Raw genomic sequence first — 16,471 nt, 5'->3', positions numbered from 1 at the left:
CATAAATATCCCCCATTTACAAATAAGAGCACAATTTTTAGGCCCAATAATAACGGCCCATTCGTGCATTTTACTCTTGAAAACTAATGTATGAGTGAACCGAAATATCTTCAGTGTTCGATCTCACGACGGAGTTCTGGGAGCCGGACACAGATTTTTCCCAAACTCTCAGACCACAAAATATCTCCACCCAGACAATACATGATCATCCATATATCCCCCCGCCCTCAACGAACTCCCCATGGGAAACCTCCCAAACATCGCAACAAAAATCATCCTCGCCCTCGTCATCCTCATCGCCATGCTGGTCGTCTCCTTCGCACTGATCCTGGGCTACTTCACGCTCACCGCACCCGAAACTTCACAGGCGGTCCACATCTATGAACTCGAACTCTCCACCTCCGGCCCGCTGGAGAACGCGACCCTTCTGATCCCCGTACCCTCCTATTACAACGCGACCACCGGAGAGAACGAGACGGTCGTCGACCTCTCCCGCACCAGTTTCAAAAATTTCGATCAGGATACCATATCGGTCGAGATCGAGCGGGTGAACGGGGTGCCGATGCTGAAGATCGCGGCCGACCGGATCACCCCCCTCTACACCAACCGGATCGAACCGATCCCGGTCATGCCGGGCGAGAACGAATCCGACCTCCCCCAACCGACGCATATCTATTCTGACCAATACTCTGAGGAGACGCCGGTGCTGATCGAGATGGAACTGCGTATGTACGACACCGCGGTCGACCACGAGATCGAGACCAGGACGCCACTCGGCCACGAACACCTCTTCATGCCCTACCGGATCACCGAGAATTTCAGCAGGGCGGAGGGAGGCATGCACGACGGCTACCACCTGAGCGAGGGATCTTCCGGATATTTCGTCGAGGTGCCGTTCATCCTCTCCTACGACGCCGACGACGAGAACGTCCTCACCATCTCCACCGAATTTCAGGGGACCAACCAGTGGTGGGTGCTGGGGTGGCAGTCGAACTCGTATAGGGAGAGGATCGAGCACGAATTCGAGGGAGCGTGCAACGGGACGTATCAGGTGAGAGGCGTCCTGATCACCGGGGAAGGAGTGTACTGAGAAGAGGCCGCAATCATTTTCCTGACAACGATGATCGAAATTATCCTCCTCCTCGGATTCATCCTCGCCCCGCCGGTCCTGTACCGGCTCTTCGAGAGATTGCCCTCCGCTCTCCTCCGCGCTCTCACGCCCGCCCTCCTCGCCCTCGCCCTTGCGCTCATCGTACCGCAATACTACCAGTTCCGGCTCGCCGGCCCTGAGGCACTGCCCGGCACCCTCACGATCGTCGCCGTGCAGGTGCTTGGCATCATGACACCCCTCCCCCTCGTCATGGAGAGGTTTAAAGACCACAAAAAATATCTCCTGGCCTCTGCCGTCTCCTGTGCCTCGGTCCTCTTCTTTTTCCTGCAAGGGTTTGCGACTGAGTTCAACGCCCCGCCGGTCACAGAGGCCGTCGGCCCCTTCTTCTTCTCGCTGGACCTCCTCTCGACCTACCTCACCGACCTGCTCGTCGCCGCCTCGATCTGCGGGTTCGTCCTCTTCGTCGACCTGATCAGAGACGACTCCCCCGACTTCTTCTCGAAGATCGGGTGGATGAGTGCGGTCGTGGTTCTCGCACCGGTGCTGTACGTCGCGGACTGCTTCTTCATCGTCGTCCTCGCCGCCGCCGGACGACACCTGGCGAAGTCCATCCGCCACCCAGGGTTTGCGCTCTCGTTCCCGCTCCTGCTCGCATTCACGGTCTCGGCCCTTCTTGCCTCTGCCGGGAGCATTGTCACCGCGTATGACAGACCGCTCCTCGTCCTGCTGCTCTCGCAAACGATCCTCTCGCTCGGGATGGTGGCGGCCCTTGAGGCCGCCGACTTTCTCCGGCTCTCCAGGTTCACCCCGACGGTCGGGATCCTGCTGGGGGCGGCATCGATCAAGGTCATTGATGTATTCCTGGGACTCACCGGACATCCCGATCTTTCCATCCTGGTCCCCGCCCACCCCCTGACCGGGTTCGTCCTCGCCGGGGTCATCGTCGCCGGCGTGCTCCTCCTGGCAGGCGGGATCAAAAATCGATCTGGATGAGAGAGAACATGATGCCTCACCTCAGGTCGATCCTCAGGAACCGCACATAGGCAAACCCGAAGAAGATCGCCGGGATGAGAAAGAGCGCGACGACGTTCTGCCAGAGGTAGCCGAGCACCACGCCATAGTCGGGTTCTTCGTCGGGGCGGTGCCAGGGGTCGTCGGCCTGCCCGCGCATGATCAGATATTTTTGGGGCCGGGTGATCGCCTGGCTGATCGCATGGAAGTTCTGCTCGGGCGAGAAGAGTTTCCCGGTCGAGAGGACGGCCGCCCGCAGTTCGGTGCGGTGCTCCCATGCCTCCCATCTCTCCTGGTAGTCGTACCAGTCGTCGAGATCGCCCCCGGCGGGCACCTTCTCAGGTGCCTCGCCGACGACGGCGTCGGCGACGACGAGCCCGGCGGCCGGCATCACCAGGGAGAGGAAGAAGAAACAGACCAGACTGTACATCAGCGCCTCGCCGCTCCGGCGTGCAACCGTCGACATCGCCAGGGCGATCGCAAAGCACCCGACGAGGTAAAGGAGGGAGAAGGCGCCGAAGAGGAAGATCTGACCCCACTCTCCGGGGAGAGGCATGTGGCCCGAGAGGAGGAGGACGGCAAGGGTGATGAGCAGGGCGGTCACGGCTGTGAGGGTGAGGACCGCCACCCCGCCGAGAGCCTTGCCGGTGATCACCTCGTCGCGGTACACCGGGTGAGAGAGGAGGATCTTCAGCGACTTCTCCTCTTTCTCGCCTGAGATGAGATCAAATCCCACGGCGATCCCGAGCACCGCCCCCAGGACCGCGACCATCTCGCCCATCCGGTAAAAGACGTCCAGGAGCGTCGGCCGCACCTGCCAGAGAGGCGAGACCGACTCCGCACCCATGGTCAGGGCCTGGGTGTAGTGGTCGAGGTCGGCGGTATAACTCTGGATGCCCTGCAGGGTGCCGATGAAGGCGATGATCAGGAAGATCCCGAGCACCATCAAGAAACGCCGGCCCCTGAGGGTCTCGGCAAATTCTTTCCCGGCGATGATGAAGATCCGTCTGCTCTCCATTGCGTCCTCCTTCAGGTCAGGTCAGGGCGATAGTCGCAGGCAAAGACCTCGCCGGTGTGGGCGTCGACCCAGGCCGTGGCGTTTCTCGGCCATGTGAGCGAGCGGTAGTGGTCGTTGTCGAAGGTGACCTCCCACCCGAGAGGCACGGCGGTGGACGGGTCTCTGGCCCAGAAAGGATGGTCCGCCCACTTCAGGAGTGTGGTGTGGATAGTGAGCCCCGGCAGATCCCCGTAGGTTTCCTTGAGATATGCCCCTGCACGTTCCTCCGCCTCTTCTGCCTGTATCGAAGGGGTGGTGTCGGCACGGCAGCGACTTTCGTCGAGTGCCCAGGTTTTGCAGAACCGCCTCGTCTCTCCGTTGACCGCGTCAACTTCAAGGTCGCACCCGTCGCCGCTGCACGGCACCTCCCTTACAAGGCGGGCATACCAGATCCGATAGAATCCGGCCACCTCCTTCCCGCCTTCCACTAGGCTGGTGTAGGTCTGGTAGAGTACATCAGGCCGCCGTTCCAGAATGGCACCTTCTTCTCTTCCCTGAAAGAATTCATCGGCACATGCACACGCTTCTTCCTCGCTGAGGACAGGGTCGTCAGGTCGCCCCTTTTTACCGGTATGGATGGCAAACTCCATGATCTCGCCGGTGGCCGCATCCACCCAGACCTGAGCATGTCTCGCACCCTCGACGTTGAGGTTGGCGCTGTAGTCGTCGACTTCCCATGAGCGGCGTTCCCCAAGTGCGTCGGTAATCTGCTCGAACCTGACCTTCGCTGTGTCAGGACCGACAATCTCAGGGAAGGCGTCGGCGGCGATGGCCTTCGCCTCTTCTTTGGTGATTTCTGTGGCGGGGGTTGTCGTCTCTGGAGGGGTTGGCGAGGGAGAAGGGCTTTGCCGGACGGGATCGGCCTGCCCGGAGCCGGAGAAGGAGATGAAGATGAAGATGACGAATACTGCAAGGACAACAAAAAGAGAGAGAAAAAAAGATATTTTTCTATTCATCTCGACACCCAGCCGGGTACCCACCTAATGTTTGTTGCAGTGAGTCTGAACCCTCCTTCTCCCGCCTGCCGCGGGGTAAAGTGGAGTTCTATTGTTTTTGTTCCGGTCCGGTCCCGTGAATATGACGTTTTGTACTCCCTGCCTGATGCGTCCCAGACGGTCATCGTGTAGGTGGCGCGGTTGCGGTCGAAGATGCCGTCATTCTTGTCATGACAGGTGAAAAGAAAACATTGCCGTTTCATTCCGGTCCTGAGATCAGGGCCAGGATATACCCAGGTCTCATTATTTTCTGGATCGGTGTGAGCCTCGCCCAGGGAATAGGTGCCACCTTTGGAGAGGTTGTCATCAAAATAGATTTTTCCCTCGACCATATCACTGGAAACCACCTCCTCACCCCACCAGAACATCATAACCGCGGCACCAAGTACGACAGCAAGGGACACAACAATCACGATACCAATGATCCATCTCTGCCTCTTCATCATCTTCCCTCATCAAGAATCAATCATCATACCGAAAAATGGAGACACTCCCTTTGGGGTGCAGGTCTGAGAACATTCACCTGAAAATAAGATCGTCTTCATAAGTGTCTTCTGCCTGAATCGCATCAAACCAGGTGTTTGTCTGACAGTAGAGTTCATATCTGGATTCATTTGGATTTTTTATGTTGACCCTGATTTGAAGAGCGTGCGATCCTGCACGGTCAGTCTCCCATCTATCGGTGTGACAGACGTCATTGTCATCCCAGATTTTCAATGTGAAAACCGCTCCCTGTCCATCGTTGTCCACATCACCTGAGTTATGGCAGTCAACGGAGAAGATATTCCATCCTGGTGGTGCTGTGACCGATCCTGCACCATATGCTACAGCAGTGTCTGCTGTACCATTGGTGTACATTGATCCAAGGTCTCTCATCGCGAATGGTGTGATGGGGGTTGCACCGGCTGCTGGCACAAAGAACGTTGTAACAAGGATTGTTGCAAAGAAAATAGCCAGGATGCCTTTTTTTCTTTCCATGTCTAATTCCTCCTTGCTCCTACCCGAAAGCACGGCGTCACAATAGGTATCAAAGATGATGACCAACAGCAACCTGGCCTCCGTGCGAAGTGTTGAGGTCGGGAAGTACTCTCGTCAAGTTCGCCGACCCCGACGGGACACCTATTCAGGCGTCCTCGACTAGAAGTATATTTGTATGGTTATATGTCGCTTGTGTGTCGTGTCTATGCATATCAGAATAATGAGAACCTCTTCTTCGGTGTAAAAAGCCCGCACACTGTTGCGACCGGTCACCTTCTCCAAGGGGATCATGCTATCTATCGTTCATATGAGAGAGATGACACTCCAGTGTTCACTCTTCTTCATCTTCTGCTCAATAACGAAAGTAGCCTTCCTTTCCAACGCTCACCAAAGGAATGGCGGATCGCCGCACAGGTATCCACACTGCCATCTCCTCTCCTGGATCCTGTGGAATCCGGCCGCAACAGGCATACCTGCTCTCCCCCAATTCGCGTCGATTTCCGCTCGTTTTATCGCCTCCTCTCGTCTCCTCGACACGCCAACTCAACCCATGAATCATCTCCCGCCAGAAAACTCGTCCTCAGCCGGATACAAGGGCGGTTTCCGGCGGCGGATCCGCAATTTAACCTTTAAATGCCGATTACCGAAACTCGGCCCGTCCTGACTGAATTGAATGGCCGGAAATCAAAAATAGAGCCCAAAATATGGATATCAGAGGGGCCAGGGCACCGACCCTATCCCCGCTCAGCCCACAGGTCGTCCCAGTACCGGTTGACCTCCTGCCGGTAGAAATCGAGAAAATCCGGCGACGGGATGAGCGGTTGTTCGAGGCGCTCCCTCGTCTCTTCGGAGAGCCGGCCGGCCGTCACCACCTCTTCCCCGGCCGCCCGCACCTGCTCCCGGTACGCAGCGACCGCCTCCGCGGCGGCCGGTTCGGTCAACCAGGGCCCGCCGCTGCGATAGATCTCGGCGATGAACTCGGTCTTGTAGTTGCGTGCCATCCGCTTCGTCAGCAGCCTGAGCACCTGAAAATGGCTCTGTTCGGGGAAACCGCAGTTCGAGATCATCACGAACTTCGGGATCTTCCCGCCCCGCGAAGGGTGTACCGTCTCTCCCCCTTCGTCCACCGCAAAATGGGGATCTCCGATCGGCAGCAGACGGTCGATGAAGACCTTCAGGTGACTGGAGACGTTGTCGTTGTGAAGCGGCGTCGCAAAGACGACGATGTCGGCGGCGGAGTAGCGGCTGATGAGATCGTCCATGTCGTCTTTCAGCACGCACTTCCCTACCGGCGACGCCCAGCACTGAAAACACCCGAGGCAGTGATCGATCTTTTTGCGTGCGAGGAAGACGTTCTCCACCTCGGCGTCCGCCTGTGCCGCCCCTTCGAGAAAGGCGTCGACCATGACGTGGGTGCCGCTCTCCTCGGCCCTGGGGCTCCCGTTGAATGCCACGATTTTCATTGGTTCCACCGGGGCGGGATGGGGTCATGGGGGATAAGAAGGTTGTGGGCGGGGAAGGACCCTTGATCAACTCCTCGCGAGAGGGGGGTGAAGATTCTATGATCAGGGCAACCGATCAGGAATCATCGAAAAATGATTGAAAGTTTGGAAAAAGATGAAAAAATTACTTCTTATTTCCACCGCTTTTTGATGGGGCATGATTGGGATTCATCTGATTTGACCGATTATCTGCTGCTGCCTTATAACTCGCATTGTTCGGATTCTTTACATCTGCACGTTGATTGCTTGCCATAACTTTCCTCCATTTTCTATGTATTCAAAATACTATACCTCACTTTACGATGTTCTGATGCTGCGCACTACATATCAACACCTCCACTGGAGATCCTGAAACCAGAGATAAGATCAAGAGGATGTATAGTTTTATCACCAGGCATAAACCGCACCTCTCGAAAAATAATTTTCAACATTGAGAATCCTCGGCAGCATGTCGGCACTTACGGATTCGATAGGATACTCCCGAAACGGAAATTCTGTGTTCAAAAAGATCGAGCCAGAAGGAGTAAGCATCAGATATGAATCTAACATACAGTCCGCAGACTCAAAGACCGGAGATGTGCCGTGTCGTAACCGAAGATCTTGATTGATGTACCGGAACCAGGAAAACTCCTCATCAGTTATCCCGAGAGATGCAACTGCGTCATCGTTTTGACCGGGAACATGGAGGAACTGGAAAACTTTCCAGCGGTCAGGATTGATGCTCCGGATAAACTCGCGCATATCTTCCTGGCAGGTCAGTTTCGTAACCGTCGTGTTGATCTTTAATTTTATTCCAAGACCCTGAACCATCTCTGATACTTCGGTACAATGCCTGACGTGGGAACCATCGCCGCGGCCCAGACGTTTTTCAATTTCATCAGATGCTGAGTCAATGGAAAGACCAATCCAATCCACCGAACCGGATAGCCGGTTCAGTGTATTTTCAGTCAGCAGAGCGCCGTTGCTGGTGATTCCAACGACGAACCCCATCTCCTTCGCACGCTGGGTAACATCATATATCCAGGAACTACACAAAGGTTCGCCACCGACAAAATTGATCTTCTCAATCCCCAGACGTTTCAGATGGTGCAGGACTTCTTCTGCCCGGGTCATTGAAGTGAGGTCGCCAGTGAGTTTTTGCATACAGCAAAACTTGCAGTGGTAGTTGCATGCAGAGGTCATATGCCAGTTCGCTGATCTGGGAAGCAGTTGGGGCATGAATAATACGTTAAATCTAGGAACTAATAGGCAAAATGTCGCCGTAAAGAACTTGAACCAATGCTTTACCCAATGTGAAAATATATATACCACAAATCAACTGACAATGAGTGATAAAACCGTTTGAGATTTTTAAAATGACTCAGGTACCAAAACTAACAGAAAAGGAATGGATTATTTTAAAATTATTCATTATCCAGGAGGGTTTCGCAATTGAGAATGCCAAACACAATCCTCGCCGCAGGATGAAAGGATTCGACCCACTATATCTGGCTCCAAACCATTTCTATTCCTATCCCGACGATATCGTTGCGCGTCTGACCACGCATAAATATGTCAATCCGGAGGAAGAGGGCAGTTACCGTTCTAGATATGATGATGGTTATGTGAAGGATATCCACGCCGTTACAATTCCAACAGCGGGGAAGACGTGCAGAAAATTGGTTGATCTGGGAATATTTGAACGAGTTGAAAAAAAGCGGACCCAGAAAAAATTCCAGGAAACAACTCAGTATTTTTTAAAAAGTGATTTTGAAACCTTTAAATCAGTCCTTCTTTTCCTGATGCAAAATTGTGATGCCTATGAAAGAGTCGAAATGTTGAGTCACTCATATTGCAGAAATATCATCACTGAAGATCTGGTCAGGACGAGATTATTTGAGAAGCAGGTGTCGATCATAAGCAAACATGATATTTTCGATTTCGCCCCGGATGAAATCCCAAGTGTCCTCACCATATTAGATGATAAAAAAGAGGGAAATGATGCGGATTTTGAAAAGATGATTCTTGATGAGATCAGGGAAATAGAAAAACATCCAGGATATAAGACTAGAAACGCGTCTGATTGGGTTTTCTCTACCCCGTTCTTCGCTCAACATAGTATTCCTATTTTTCCCGAAGGTATGCCCAGAAAGGAAAAACTGGAAAGAATACAAAAAGAAAATAATTCACCCCCATCTTATAGCCCAAATTCTATAGATGCCATTACACATTTCCCTGGCATTCTCGATGATCAATTCAAAACTATCGAACAGGAACGCCTGATCCTCCCTATCCTGGCACTGATCCAATCTTCACCGGCGGCGTTGGCAGAATTTGTTTTGGGCACATGGGAACCGTTCCAGATATACCATGGATTTACTCACAAAAAAGACGAAAAATTCAGTAATCTCCTTTTCATGCGTCTGATCAGTCTCGCCATCTCCGATATGGCCCGTACCCTGACCATTCCAGGAAATAAAAATGTTGATTCCTTTGATCTCAGAGAGATTTCTGACCGGCCGACGATAGACGGCGAATACAGCCAGGAAGATGCGCTTCTCAGGATCGGCCTGACCTGTGGGTATGACATTTATTATGATATGGGGTATTCCACGTCAAAGAGAAAGTATCATTCAATTATTCCAACAATCGAAGAAAAAAACCCTCAGCAAAACAAATTTTGGGTAAAAGTCAGAGTGAGGCAGGTGTCGCCGTTCTTTATAAAGAAGACTGAAATCAAGGATATCACTTTATTGCTAACTTTATTGGCTGAAAAGAGCCGGGTATCAAATCATATCCGAGGTAAGTTATCGAACCGGATGCAAAACTTGCTTCTGCGGTATGATAACATCAAGGCACCGACGTCCGCATTTACTACGTTTCTGATCGAGGAAATCAATCGAACATTATTGCGAGAGGATTTCGACGATGTGAAAGCGTTTTCAGAGATTGAAATCTCACCAATGACTCAAGATCTCATCGATGGGTATTACACATCTAATGAATACGACGATGACAGCACAGGATCGAATTATAGATTTTTGTTATATCGAAACCGTTCCCTTCTTGATGATACATTTCCCTATGCGATAGCCAGATACGGAGATGTTCAGAACCCCATTTGAAAAGAGACAGTGGAAATTGACGAAAAAAGGAAGAAGAAAGGGTCTCGTGAACATAGATACTGAGCACATTGGTGCGGGGCCTCTCCACCTCACTCTCTCTCACGTCCGCCGAAACATCGCCGCCATCTCATCAGGCGAAAATAAAATCACCGTCGGCCGCCCGTGCGGGCAGGTGTACGGGTTCTCGGTATGCGCCAGTTGCTCGACGAGCCGCTGCATCTGCTCGGTGGTGAGGGGATCGCCGGCCTTGATCGCACCCCGGCAGGCCACCCGTCTGGTGATCGCCTCCCGCCGTCCCACGGGGTCGGAGGGCCCTTCGCGCACCAGGGCGGAGACGAGGTCGCGGATCACCTCGGGCTCCTCGAGTTTGCCCAGAACCACCGGGATGGCGTTCACCGCGAAGGTCGAGGGCCCGAACTCTTCGACGACGAAGCCCTCCTCCGCGAGGAGGGGGAGGGCCTCGCGGACGAGTTCGACCTCGGTGGGGGAGAAGGTGACGAGCACCGGGACGATCAGTTCCTGGGTCTTCGGCCCGCTGGCCTGCTTCGCCTGCACCTGCTCGTACAGGATCCGCTCGTGGGCGGCGTGCTGGTCGATGAGCACCAACGAGCGCCCGCCGGTCGAGCCGACGATATAGGTGGCGTCCACCTGCCCGAGGACCGTCACCTCAGGGAGACGGTTGCGCTCCGCACCCGCGAGCGGGAGTTCGGTCTGGCGCAGACGCCGGTCGGACTTCGCATAGAGCGCCGGGCTCTCGCCGACGCCAGGACGGGGGGCGGTTGTGGGGGCGGGAGCGACAGGGCGGGCCGGACGACGCGGCGCCGGCGGCGGAGTAAAGACCTCGGCCTCCCGCTCCCCGGCGAGGAGGTCTTCGCCGTGGAGCGCCGTCCGCACCGTTTCGGTCACCGCCTCGTAGACCTCCCGCTCATGGGTGAAACGCACCTGCCGCTTGGTCGGGTGGACGTTGGCGTCCACCAGGCCGTCCTCGGTCGTGAGGGCGAGGAAGGCGATCGGGAACCGGTTCGCGGGAAGCAGCGTCCCGTAGCCCTCCTTGATCGCCCGCACGATCCCGGCGGAGTAGACCGGACGGCCGTTGACCGAGAGGAAGATCTGGTACTGGTCGGCCCGCGTATGCGACGGGCGGGCGACAAAGCCCCCAACCCGCACAAACCGGTTCCCGCCGCCTACCGGCACCAGGGCGCGGGTGAGGTCGGTCCCGAAGAGGGCGCCCGCCGTCTCGCGCAGGTCGTCGGCGGCATGGGTGGCGATCCGTTCCCGGCCGTTGTGGAGGAGGCGGAAGGCGACCTCGGGGTGGGCGAGGGCGGTCTTCTCGACGACCCCGTGGATGTGGGCCAGTTCGGTATGGAGAGACTTGAGGAATTTGCGGCGTGCGGGAGTGTTGAAGAAGAGGTCTTTCACCTCCACGCTCGTCCCGTCCGGCGCCCCGACCTCCGAGACCTCGGGATCGCCCCCGCCGCGGACCCGCACCCTTATCCCGGCGATGACCCCGCGGTCCCGCGGTTTCGTGACGATGGTCACTTCCGCGACCGAGGCGATGCTCGCGAGCGCCTCGCCCCTGAACCCGAGGGTGTGGAGACAGTCGAGGTCTTCGATCTCCCGGATCTTGCTGGTCGCGTGCTCCTTGAACGCGAGCACCGCATCGGCCCGCCCCATCCCTATCCCGTCGTCGACGACCCGCACGCCGGTGACCTGCCGGCGGTCTGAGGTCACCTCCACCCGCACCAGACCGGCGCCGGCGTCGACGGCGTTCTCCACCAGTTCCTTCACCACCGAGGCCGGGCGCTCCACCACCTCGCCGGCGGCGATCTGGTTCACCGTGCCGACCGGGAGCACCCGGATGGTGGCGTCCTGCATGCTCATGCCGATCCCTCCTTCCTGGCCATATCTCTCAGTTCATAGAGTTTTTCCAGGGCGACCCGCGGCGTCATCGCGTCCGGGTCCAGGTCGCGGAGCGCCCTGAGGGCCGGGCTCTCCTCTCTCGGCGCCGGTGCCGGCGGGGCCGGGTCGTCCTGCGGAGGGTTCGAGAAGAGGAACATCTGCGCCGAGTGCTTCCGCCCCGTCTTCCCCTCGCCTCTCGCCTCCCGTTCAGTCTCTTCGAGCACCTTCCCGGCCCGCTCGGTGACGGCCCGCGGCACCCCGGCCAGGCGGGCGACATGGATCCCGTAGCTCCGGTCGGTCGCGCCCGGCACGATCTTCCTGAGGAAGACCACCTCAGACCCGGTCTCCTTCACCGCGAAGTGGTAGTTCTTCACCCGCTCCAGTTCGCCCTCCACCTCGATGAGGCGGTGGAAGTGGGTGGCGAAGAGGGTCCGCGGCCCCTTCACCCCGGTGCCGTGGAGATATTCGAGCACCGCCTTCGCGATGGAGTAGCCGTCGACCGTGCTCGTGCCCCGGCCGATCTCGTCGAGGACGACGAGGCTGCGGGTCGTGGTGTTGTTGAGGATGTTGGCGAGTTCCTGCATCTCCACCATGAAGGTACTCCGTCCGCTCGCCAGGTCGTCGGAGGCCCCCACCCTGGTGAAGACCCGGTCGACGATCCCGACCGAGGCGGCGGCCGCCGGGACAAAACTCCCGACCTGGGCCATCACGGTGATGAGGGCGACCGCCCGCATATAGGTGGACTTGCCGGCCATGTTCGCCCCGGTGAGGATGAGAATCTGGTCGCCGGCGCCGTCGAGGCGGGTGTCGTTGGGCACGAAGGTGCCGGGCACCATCTCCTCGACCACCGGGTGGCGACCGTCCCTGATCTCGGTGCGCACCGAGTCGTCGAGCGTCGGGCGAGTGTAGGTGTTCCTCACCGCCACCTCGGCGAGGGCCGCATAGACGTCGAGGAGTCCGACCGCCCGCGCCGTCTCCTGGAAGGCCGGGACGTCGGCGGCGAGCGTCGTGAGGAGGTCGGCGAAGAGTTCGGCCTCCAGGCCGAGGAGGCGCTCGTCGGCGTGGGTGATCATCGCCTCCTTCTCCTTGAGTTCCGGGGTGATGAAGCGCTCGCCGTTCGCCGTCGTCTGCCGGCGCTCGTATTCGGGCGGCACGAGGTGGAGGTTGGGTTTGGTCACCTCGATGGAGTAGCCAAAGACCCGGTTGTACTTCACCTTCAGCGACTTGATCCCGGTCCGCTCCCGCTCCTGCTGCTGGAACGCGGCGATCCAATTCTTGCCCGATCCAGAAACCTCCCTGAGGTCGTCGAGTTCCTTCGCATAGCCGTCCCTGATGAACCCGCCGTTCTTGAGGTTGGCCGGGGGGTCGTCGACGACGGCCCGGCCGATGAGGGCGCTCACCGCCGAGAAGTCGGAGACCCCGGCGAGGGCGTCGGCGATCCGGACGGGCAGGTCGCCGCCGAGGAGGGCGCGGACCGTCGGGAGGGTCTCGACCGAGGCCCTGAGGGTGACGAGGTCGCGGGGCGTGGCGTTGCCGTAGGCGATCCGGCCGGCGATCCGCTCGATGTCGGCGCATCCCCGGAGGGCGTCGCGGAGATCGCTCCTGAGCGCGGCGTCGCGGTGGAAGAACGCCACGGCGTCGAGGCGTGCGTCGATCGCCGCCGGCGATATCAGCGGGTTGACCAGGAACTTGCGCATCGTCCTGCTCCCCATCGAGGTCGCCGTCCGGTCGAGGAGGTGGAGGAGCGTCCCCTCCTTCCCCTCGCCCTGCATCGTCTCGGTGATCTCCAGGTTCCTCAGCGTGATCGCGTCCAGGGCCATCCGATCGGCCGGGGCCCTGACCGAGAGGCCGGTGATGTGGGTGAGGGGTTTGTACTGGGTCTCGGTGGCGTAACTGAGCGCCGCCCCCGCCGCCCCGACGGCCGCCTTCATCTCATCGCCGCCGCACCCGAAGCCTTCGAGCGATTGGATTTTGAAGTGTTCCAGCAGGAGCGAACGGGCCCGCGCCGGTGCAAAGACCTCGGGGCGGTACGGGGTGAGGAGCACCCCGGCCTGGGAGAGGCGAGTCGAGAGGGCGTCGGGGAGGGGGGTGCCGACGATGCACTCGTGTGGGTGGTAGCGTTCCACCTCGGAGAGGACCGGAGCGACATCACCGTCGCCCCCGACCTCCTCGATAAAAAACTCCCCGGTCGAGACTTCCAGGAAGGCGAGGCCCCACCGACCGCTCTTCCCGTCCGGCGAGAGGGCCATCAGGTATCGGGCGCCCGGCGAGGCGATCATCGAAGCGTCGATGACCGTGCCCGGCGTGACCACCCGCACCACGCCGCGTTTGACGATCCCCTTCGCCTTCTTCGGGTCTTCGAGTTGCTCGCAGATCGCGACGCGGTAGCCCTTTGCAACAAGGCGGGAGACATAGGTCTCGGCCGCGTGGTACGGGACGCCGGCGAGAGGCATCTTCTCGCCGTCTTTGTCCTTGCCCCGCGAGGTGAGCACGATATCGAGCTCGCGGGCGACCACCTCGGCGTCGTGACCGAAGGTCTCGTAAAAGTCGCCCATGCGGAAAAAAATGACACAGTCAGGATGTTCCTCTTTCATCGCGTAGAACTGCCGCATGGCCGGGGTCATCTTCTCCGCCTTCATTCACTATGAGATCGGCCGTGAATCTATAAGGTGTTTATTTCACGGAGGTGAAAGCCGGGCTTCAGTTGAATCTCTGACCCTGTCGACCGCCTCCGGATGGATCGGTCCGCATCTCACAGCGCCCCCCGGCCACTCCCCCGTGAAGTCGTCGCCTGATCGGGGCCCGGGACTTTCAGAGGTCTCACTGCAGTTCTCCACACCGGTCGGCGTGAAGAGGGATCACCCCTGATTTTTTAGGGGGCAGAATATGAGCTGGAGACCAATAGGTCTCAAAATATTGTTCCATATGAATTTTTTCCACGATGAAACGCATATTCTTGAATCAAAAAGTTTATGTTTCATCTTCGGAAATTCTCTGTGAAGATGGGATACGCGATGATCGTGCATAGCAGTAGAATATCAACCCTCTGGCTCTGTCTCCTCCTCCTCAGCATGCCTGCCGGCGCTCTCGCAGAGGATACCCTCTGGGACCATTCGGTGTCGTCTGAGATCAATGGACTCACCATGACCCCGGACGGTTCATATATCCTGATTGGTGGGGAAAGGCTTCGTTTTCTTGCCGGTGACGGCACTCTGCTCTGGGACGAGAGTTCTGCAGCATGTGCCGACTGCTCCGCAGACGGCCATACCATTGCCAGGGCAAAAGGATATCAGATCGATCTCTTCTCCGGAGAAGGCACGGTCCTCTGGCAGAACTCCCTGCAATCAGAGTGTGCGGCCCTCGCCCTCTCCTCAGACGGGAAACGGCTTGCGGTCGCAGACGGTCCCGTGAAGGTGCGCTTCTACGATGCAAACGGCGTCCTCAAGGCCACCACCGATACTGCGGGCGATCCCGACGACGAGGACTACGATCCCCTCGCTCAGATCCACGAGATCGCCTTCTCAGAGAAGGGCACCTATGCCGCGGTTGTCTCCAGCCGGGGCCTCTTCTATTACACCGGGGCCGGACGCAAACTCTGGGCCCGCGAGGAAGGAGGGGACGGGGGTACCGCCGTCGCCGTCTCCGGGTCGGGCAACGAGATCGCCGCGGCCTCAGACGCGGGCGTCCGCCTCTACAACCGGACCGGCGACCTCCTCTGGGAAGAGAAATCTCGTCGCCCGATCACGGCACTGGCCATCTCCTCGAATGGTTCCCGCGTCCTCGCCGGTTCGCAGGACAACATCGTCGCCTGCTTTGACAGCAAAACCGGAGAGGCGCTCTGGAAGTTCACGGCCGACGGGTGGATCCGGGACCTCGCCGTCTCGGAGAACGGATCCCGTGTCCTCGCCGGTTCCATGGACCGCCAGGCCTATCTCTTCGACGGCGAAGGAAATCTGCTCGGGACATATACCCTTGACGGGTGGGCCAATCATGTTGCGATCTCCGCCGACGGCACCTCGGGTGTCGCCGCCTCGCCCCACCAGGTCGTCAGGCTATCGCTGACCGGCGCGGCAACGGCCGTCGTCCCCACCACGCCGGCCTCGTCTACGGAGAGTCATGCTCCGACGACACTCTCCACTCCCGTGTCCACGACAATATCCCCGACACTCTCCACCACGCCGCTCCCGGCGAACATGACGACGCCGACCGACGCCGACGGCGGGGAGGGTGGTGGGTTCCCCCTGTTGCTTCTCGGTCTGCTGACCGGCGCCGCCGTCGTCGGTGCCGGGGGTTTCCGCCTGAGGGGCAGGAAGAGGTTATCGGTCTCAGAGACAGGAGTGCAGAACAATCTGTCAGAGGAGATGCCGGCAGATGAAGGCGGGCAGGAGAGGTCCGCACCGTCTGATCCGTGGGATCTCGCCCTCGATGAAGGAGATCTCAGGGAGACGGCGCGGATCCTCTCACGAGAGATGACCGCCCTCATCAAGAAACACAGCAAGATCCACATCTGTTTCACCAACGATGCCGTCGACGCCTGCCCGGCAGAGCGTGACGACCTTGCCGCGTTCTTTACGATGGCCGGCCGCCTTGGTTATGGTCCGGAGGTGCCGGAAAAGAATGAGGTGGAGGCGCTTGTGGAGATGTATCGGTCTCTTGCCGGGCGGATCGAGAGCAAGAAGTAGGATCAGGTGAAATGTTGGAGTTCGGGGTGTGTTGAACTCTTCTTCCTGAACACCCCGGTGCTCCCGTGAATGATAACATGGGGGCGGCACCGCCGCCCTTTACGATTTTTGTTCTGTCGTTCTTCTTTAAGA

Annotated in this window: 12 protein-coding genes; 4 read left to right on the top strand and 8 right to left on the bottom strand. The window is 58.1% G+C overall.

Annotated features, from left to right (window positions below; translation table 11 throughout):
- Nucleotides 1-241: 241 nt before the first annotated feature.
- Together RJ40_RS12260 and RJ40_RS12255 are read left to right on the top strand one after the other, a co-directional pair.
- Nucleotides 242-1,090: a hypothetical protein gene (locus RJ40_RS12260; protein WP_265581144.1), complete on the top strand. Its 849-nt coding sequence runs from the start codon at nt 242-244 to the stop codon at nt 1,088-1,090.
- 30 nt (nt 1,091-1,120) lie between these two features.
- On the top strand, nt 1,121-2,104 hold the full coding sequence (locus RJ40_RS12255) for a hypothetical protein (protein ID WP_265581143.1): 984 nt from the start codon (nt 1,121-1,123) through the stop codon (nt 2,102-2,104).
- A gap of 16 nt (nt 2,105-2,120) precedes the next feature.
- Here the strand turns inward: RJ40_RS12255 and RJ40_RS12250 are convergent, their stop codons facing one another.
- From RJ40_RS12250 to RJ40_RS12225, 6 genes are all read right to left on the bottom strand, one after another.
- Nucleotides 2,121-3,140 carry an ABC transporter permease gene (locus tag RJ40_RS12250; RefSeq protein WP_265581142.1) on the bottom strand — a complete coding sequence of 340 codons (1,020 nt, stop codon included), beginning with the start codon at nt 3,138-3,140 and terminating at the stop codon, nt 2,121-2,123.
- Nucleotides 3,141-3,151: 11 nt separating this feature from the next.
- A complete protein-coding gene (locus RJ40_RS12245; RefSeq protein WP_265581141.1) occupies nt 3,152-4,135 on the bottom strand; it encodes a PepSY domain-containing protein in 984 nt (327 codons plus the stop codon).
- Nucleotides 4,132-4,620, bottom strand: coding sequence for a hypothetical protein (locus RJ40_RS12240; RefSeq protein WP_265581140.1), 489 nt, complete (start codon nt 4,618-4,620; stop codon nt 4,132-4,134). Before RJ40_RS12240 ends, RJ40_RS12245 begins: the two co-directional genes overlap by 4 nt.
- A 73-nt stretch (nt 4,621-4,693) precedes the next feature.
- A complete protein-coding gene (locus RJ40_RS12235; RefSeq protein ID WP_265581139.1) occupies nt 4,694-5,218 on the bottom strand; it encodes a hypothetical protein in 525 nt (174 codons plus the stop codon).
- A 668-nt stretch (nt 5,219-5,886) separates the two neighbouring features.
- The gene (locus RJ40_RS12230; protein WP_265581138.1) at nt 5,887-6,615 is read right to left on the bottom strand and encodes a flavodoxin family protein; all 729 of its coding nucleotides are present in this window, start codon (nt 6,613-6,615) and stop codon (nt 5,887-5,889) included.
- Between the two features lie 426 nt (nt 6,616-7,041).
- The gene (locus RJ40_RS12225; protein ID WP_265581137.1) at nt 7,042-7,872 is read right to left on the bottom strand and encodes a viperin family antiviral radical SAM protein; all 831 of its coding nucleotides are present in this window, start codon (nt 7,870-7,872) and stop codon (nt 7,042-7,044) included.
- Nucleotides 7,873-8,009: 137 nt separating this feature from the next.
- Between RJ40_RS12225 and RJ40_RS12220 the strand changes: the two genes are divergently transcribed.
- A complete protein-coding gene (locus RJ40_RS12220; protein WP_265581136.1) occupies nt 8,010-9,758 on the top strand; it encodes a hypothetical protein in 1,749 nt (582 codons plus the stop codon).
- A 99-nt stretch (nt 9,759-9,857) separates the two neighbouring features.
- Here RJ40_RS12220 and mutL read toward each other — a convergent pair whose 3' ends face one another.
- Together mutL and mutS are read right to left on the bottom strand one after the other, a co-directional pair.
- Nucleotides 9,858-11,639 (bottom strand): DNA mismatch repair endonuclease MutL, encoded by a 1,782-nt coding sequence (mutL, locus tag RJ40_RS12215; RefSeq protein ID WP_265581135.1) that lies wholly within the window; start codon nt 11,637-11,639, stop codon nt 9,858-9,860.
- The gene (gene mutS, locus RJ40_RS12210; RefSeq protein ID WP_265581134.1) at nt 11,636-14,296 is read right to left on the bottom strand and encodes a DNA mismatch repair protein MutS; all 2,661 of its coding nucleotides are present in this window, start codon (nt 14,294-14,296) and stop codon (nt 11,636-11,638) included. Before mutS ends, mutL begins: the two co-directional genes overlap by 4 nt.
- Nucleotides 14,297-14,671: 375 nt before the next feature.
- On the opposite strand from mutS, the gene RJ40_RS12205 reads away from it, so the two are divergent.
- Nucleotides 14,672-16,339: a WD40 repeat domain-containing protein gene (locus RJ40_RS12205; RefSeq protein WP_265581133.1), complete on the top strand. Its 1,668-nt coding sequence runs from the start codon at nt 14,672-14,674 to the stop codon at nt 16,337-16,339.
- Nucleotides 16,340-16,471 lie beyond the last annotated feature (132 nt).

Origin of the sequence: Methanofollis aquaemaris, assembly GCF_017357525.1 — an archaeon.
Lineage (GTDB): Archaea > Halobacteriota > Methanomicrobia > Methanomicrobiales > Methanofollaceae > Methanofollis > Methanofollis aquaemaris.
The sequence above is the reverse complement of the archived record's forward strand: the minus strand, read 5'-3'. Positions and strand labels throughout refer to the sequence as shown.

Bases quoted from the DNA above. Each gene is read 5' to 3' on its own strand.
- RJ40_RS12260 (WP_265581144.1), top strand. From the start codon at position 242: ATGGGAAACCTCCCAAACATCGCAACAAAAATCATCCTCGCCCTCGTC.
- RJ40_RS12255 (WP_265581143.1), top strand. From the start codon at position 1,121: ATGATCGAAATTATCCTCCTCCTCGGATTCATCCTCGCCCCGCCGGTC.
- RJ40_RS12250 (WP_265581142.1), bottom strand. From the start codon at position 3,140: ATGGAGAGCAGACGGATCTTCATCATCGCCGGGAAAGAATTTGCCGAG.
- RJ40_RS12245 (WP_265581141.1), bottom strand. From the start codon at position 4,135: ATGAATAGAAAAATATCTTTTTTTCTCTCTCTTTTTGTTGTCCTTGCA.
- RJ40_RS12240 (WP_265581140.1), bottom strand. From the start codon at position 4,620: ATGATGAAGAGGCAGAGATGGATCATTGGTATCGTGATTGTTGTGTCC.
- RJ40_RS12230 (WP_265581138.1), bottom strand. From the start codon at position 6,615: ATGAAAATCGTGGCATTCAACGGGAGCCCCAGGGCCGAGGAGAGCGGC.
- RJ40_RS12225 (WP_265581137.1), bottom strand. From the start codon at position 7,872: ATGCCCCAACTGCTTCCCAGATCAGCGAACTGGCATATGACCTCTGCA.
- RJ40_RS12220 (WP_265581136.1), top strand. From the start codon at position 8,010: ATGACTCAGGTACCAAAACTAACAGAAAAGGAATGGATTATTTTAAAA.
- mutL (WP_265581135.1), bottom strand. From the start codon at position 11,639: ATGAGCATGCAGGACGCCACCATCCGGGTGCTCCCGGTCGGCACGGTG.
- mutS (WP_265581134.1), bottom strand. From the start codon at position 14,296: ATGAAGGCGGAGAAGATGACCCCGGCCATGCGGCAGTTCTACGCGATG.
- RJ40_RS12205 (WP_265581133.1), top strand. From the start codon at position 14,672: ATGATCGTGCATAGCAGTAGAATATCAACCCTCTGGCTCTGTCTCCTC.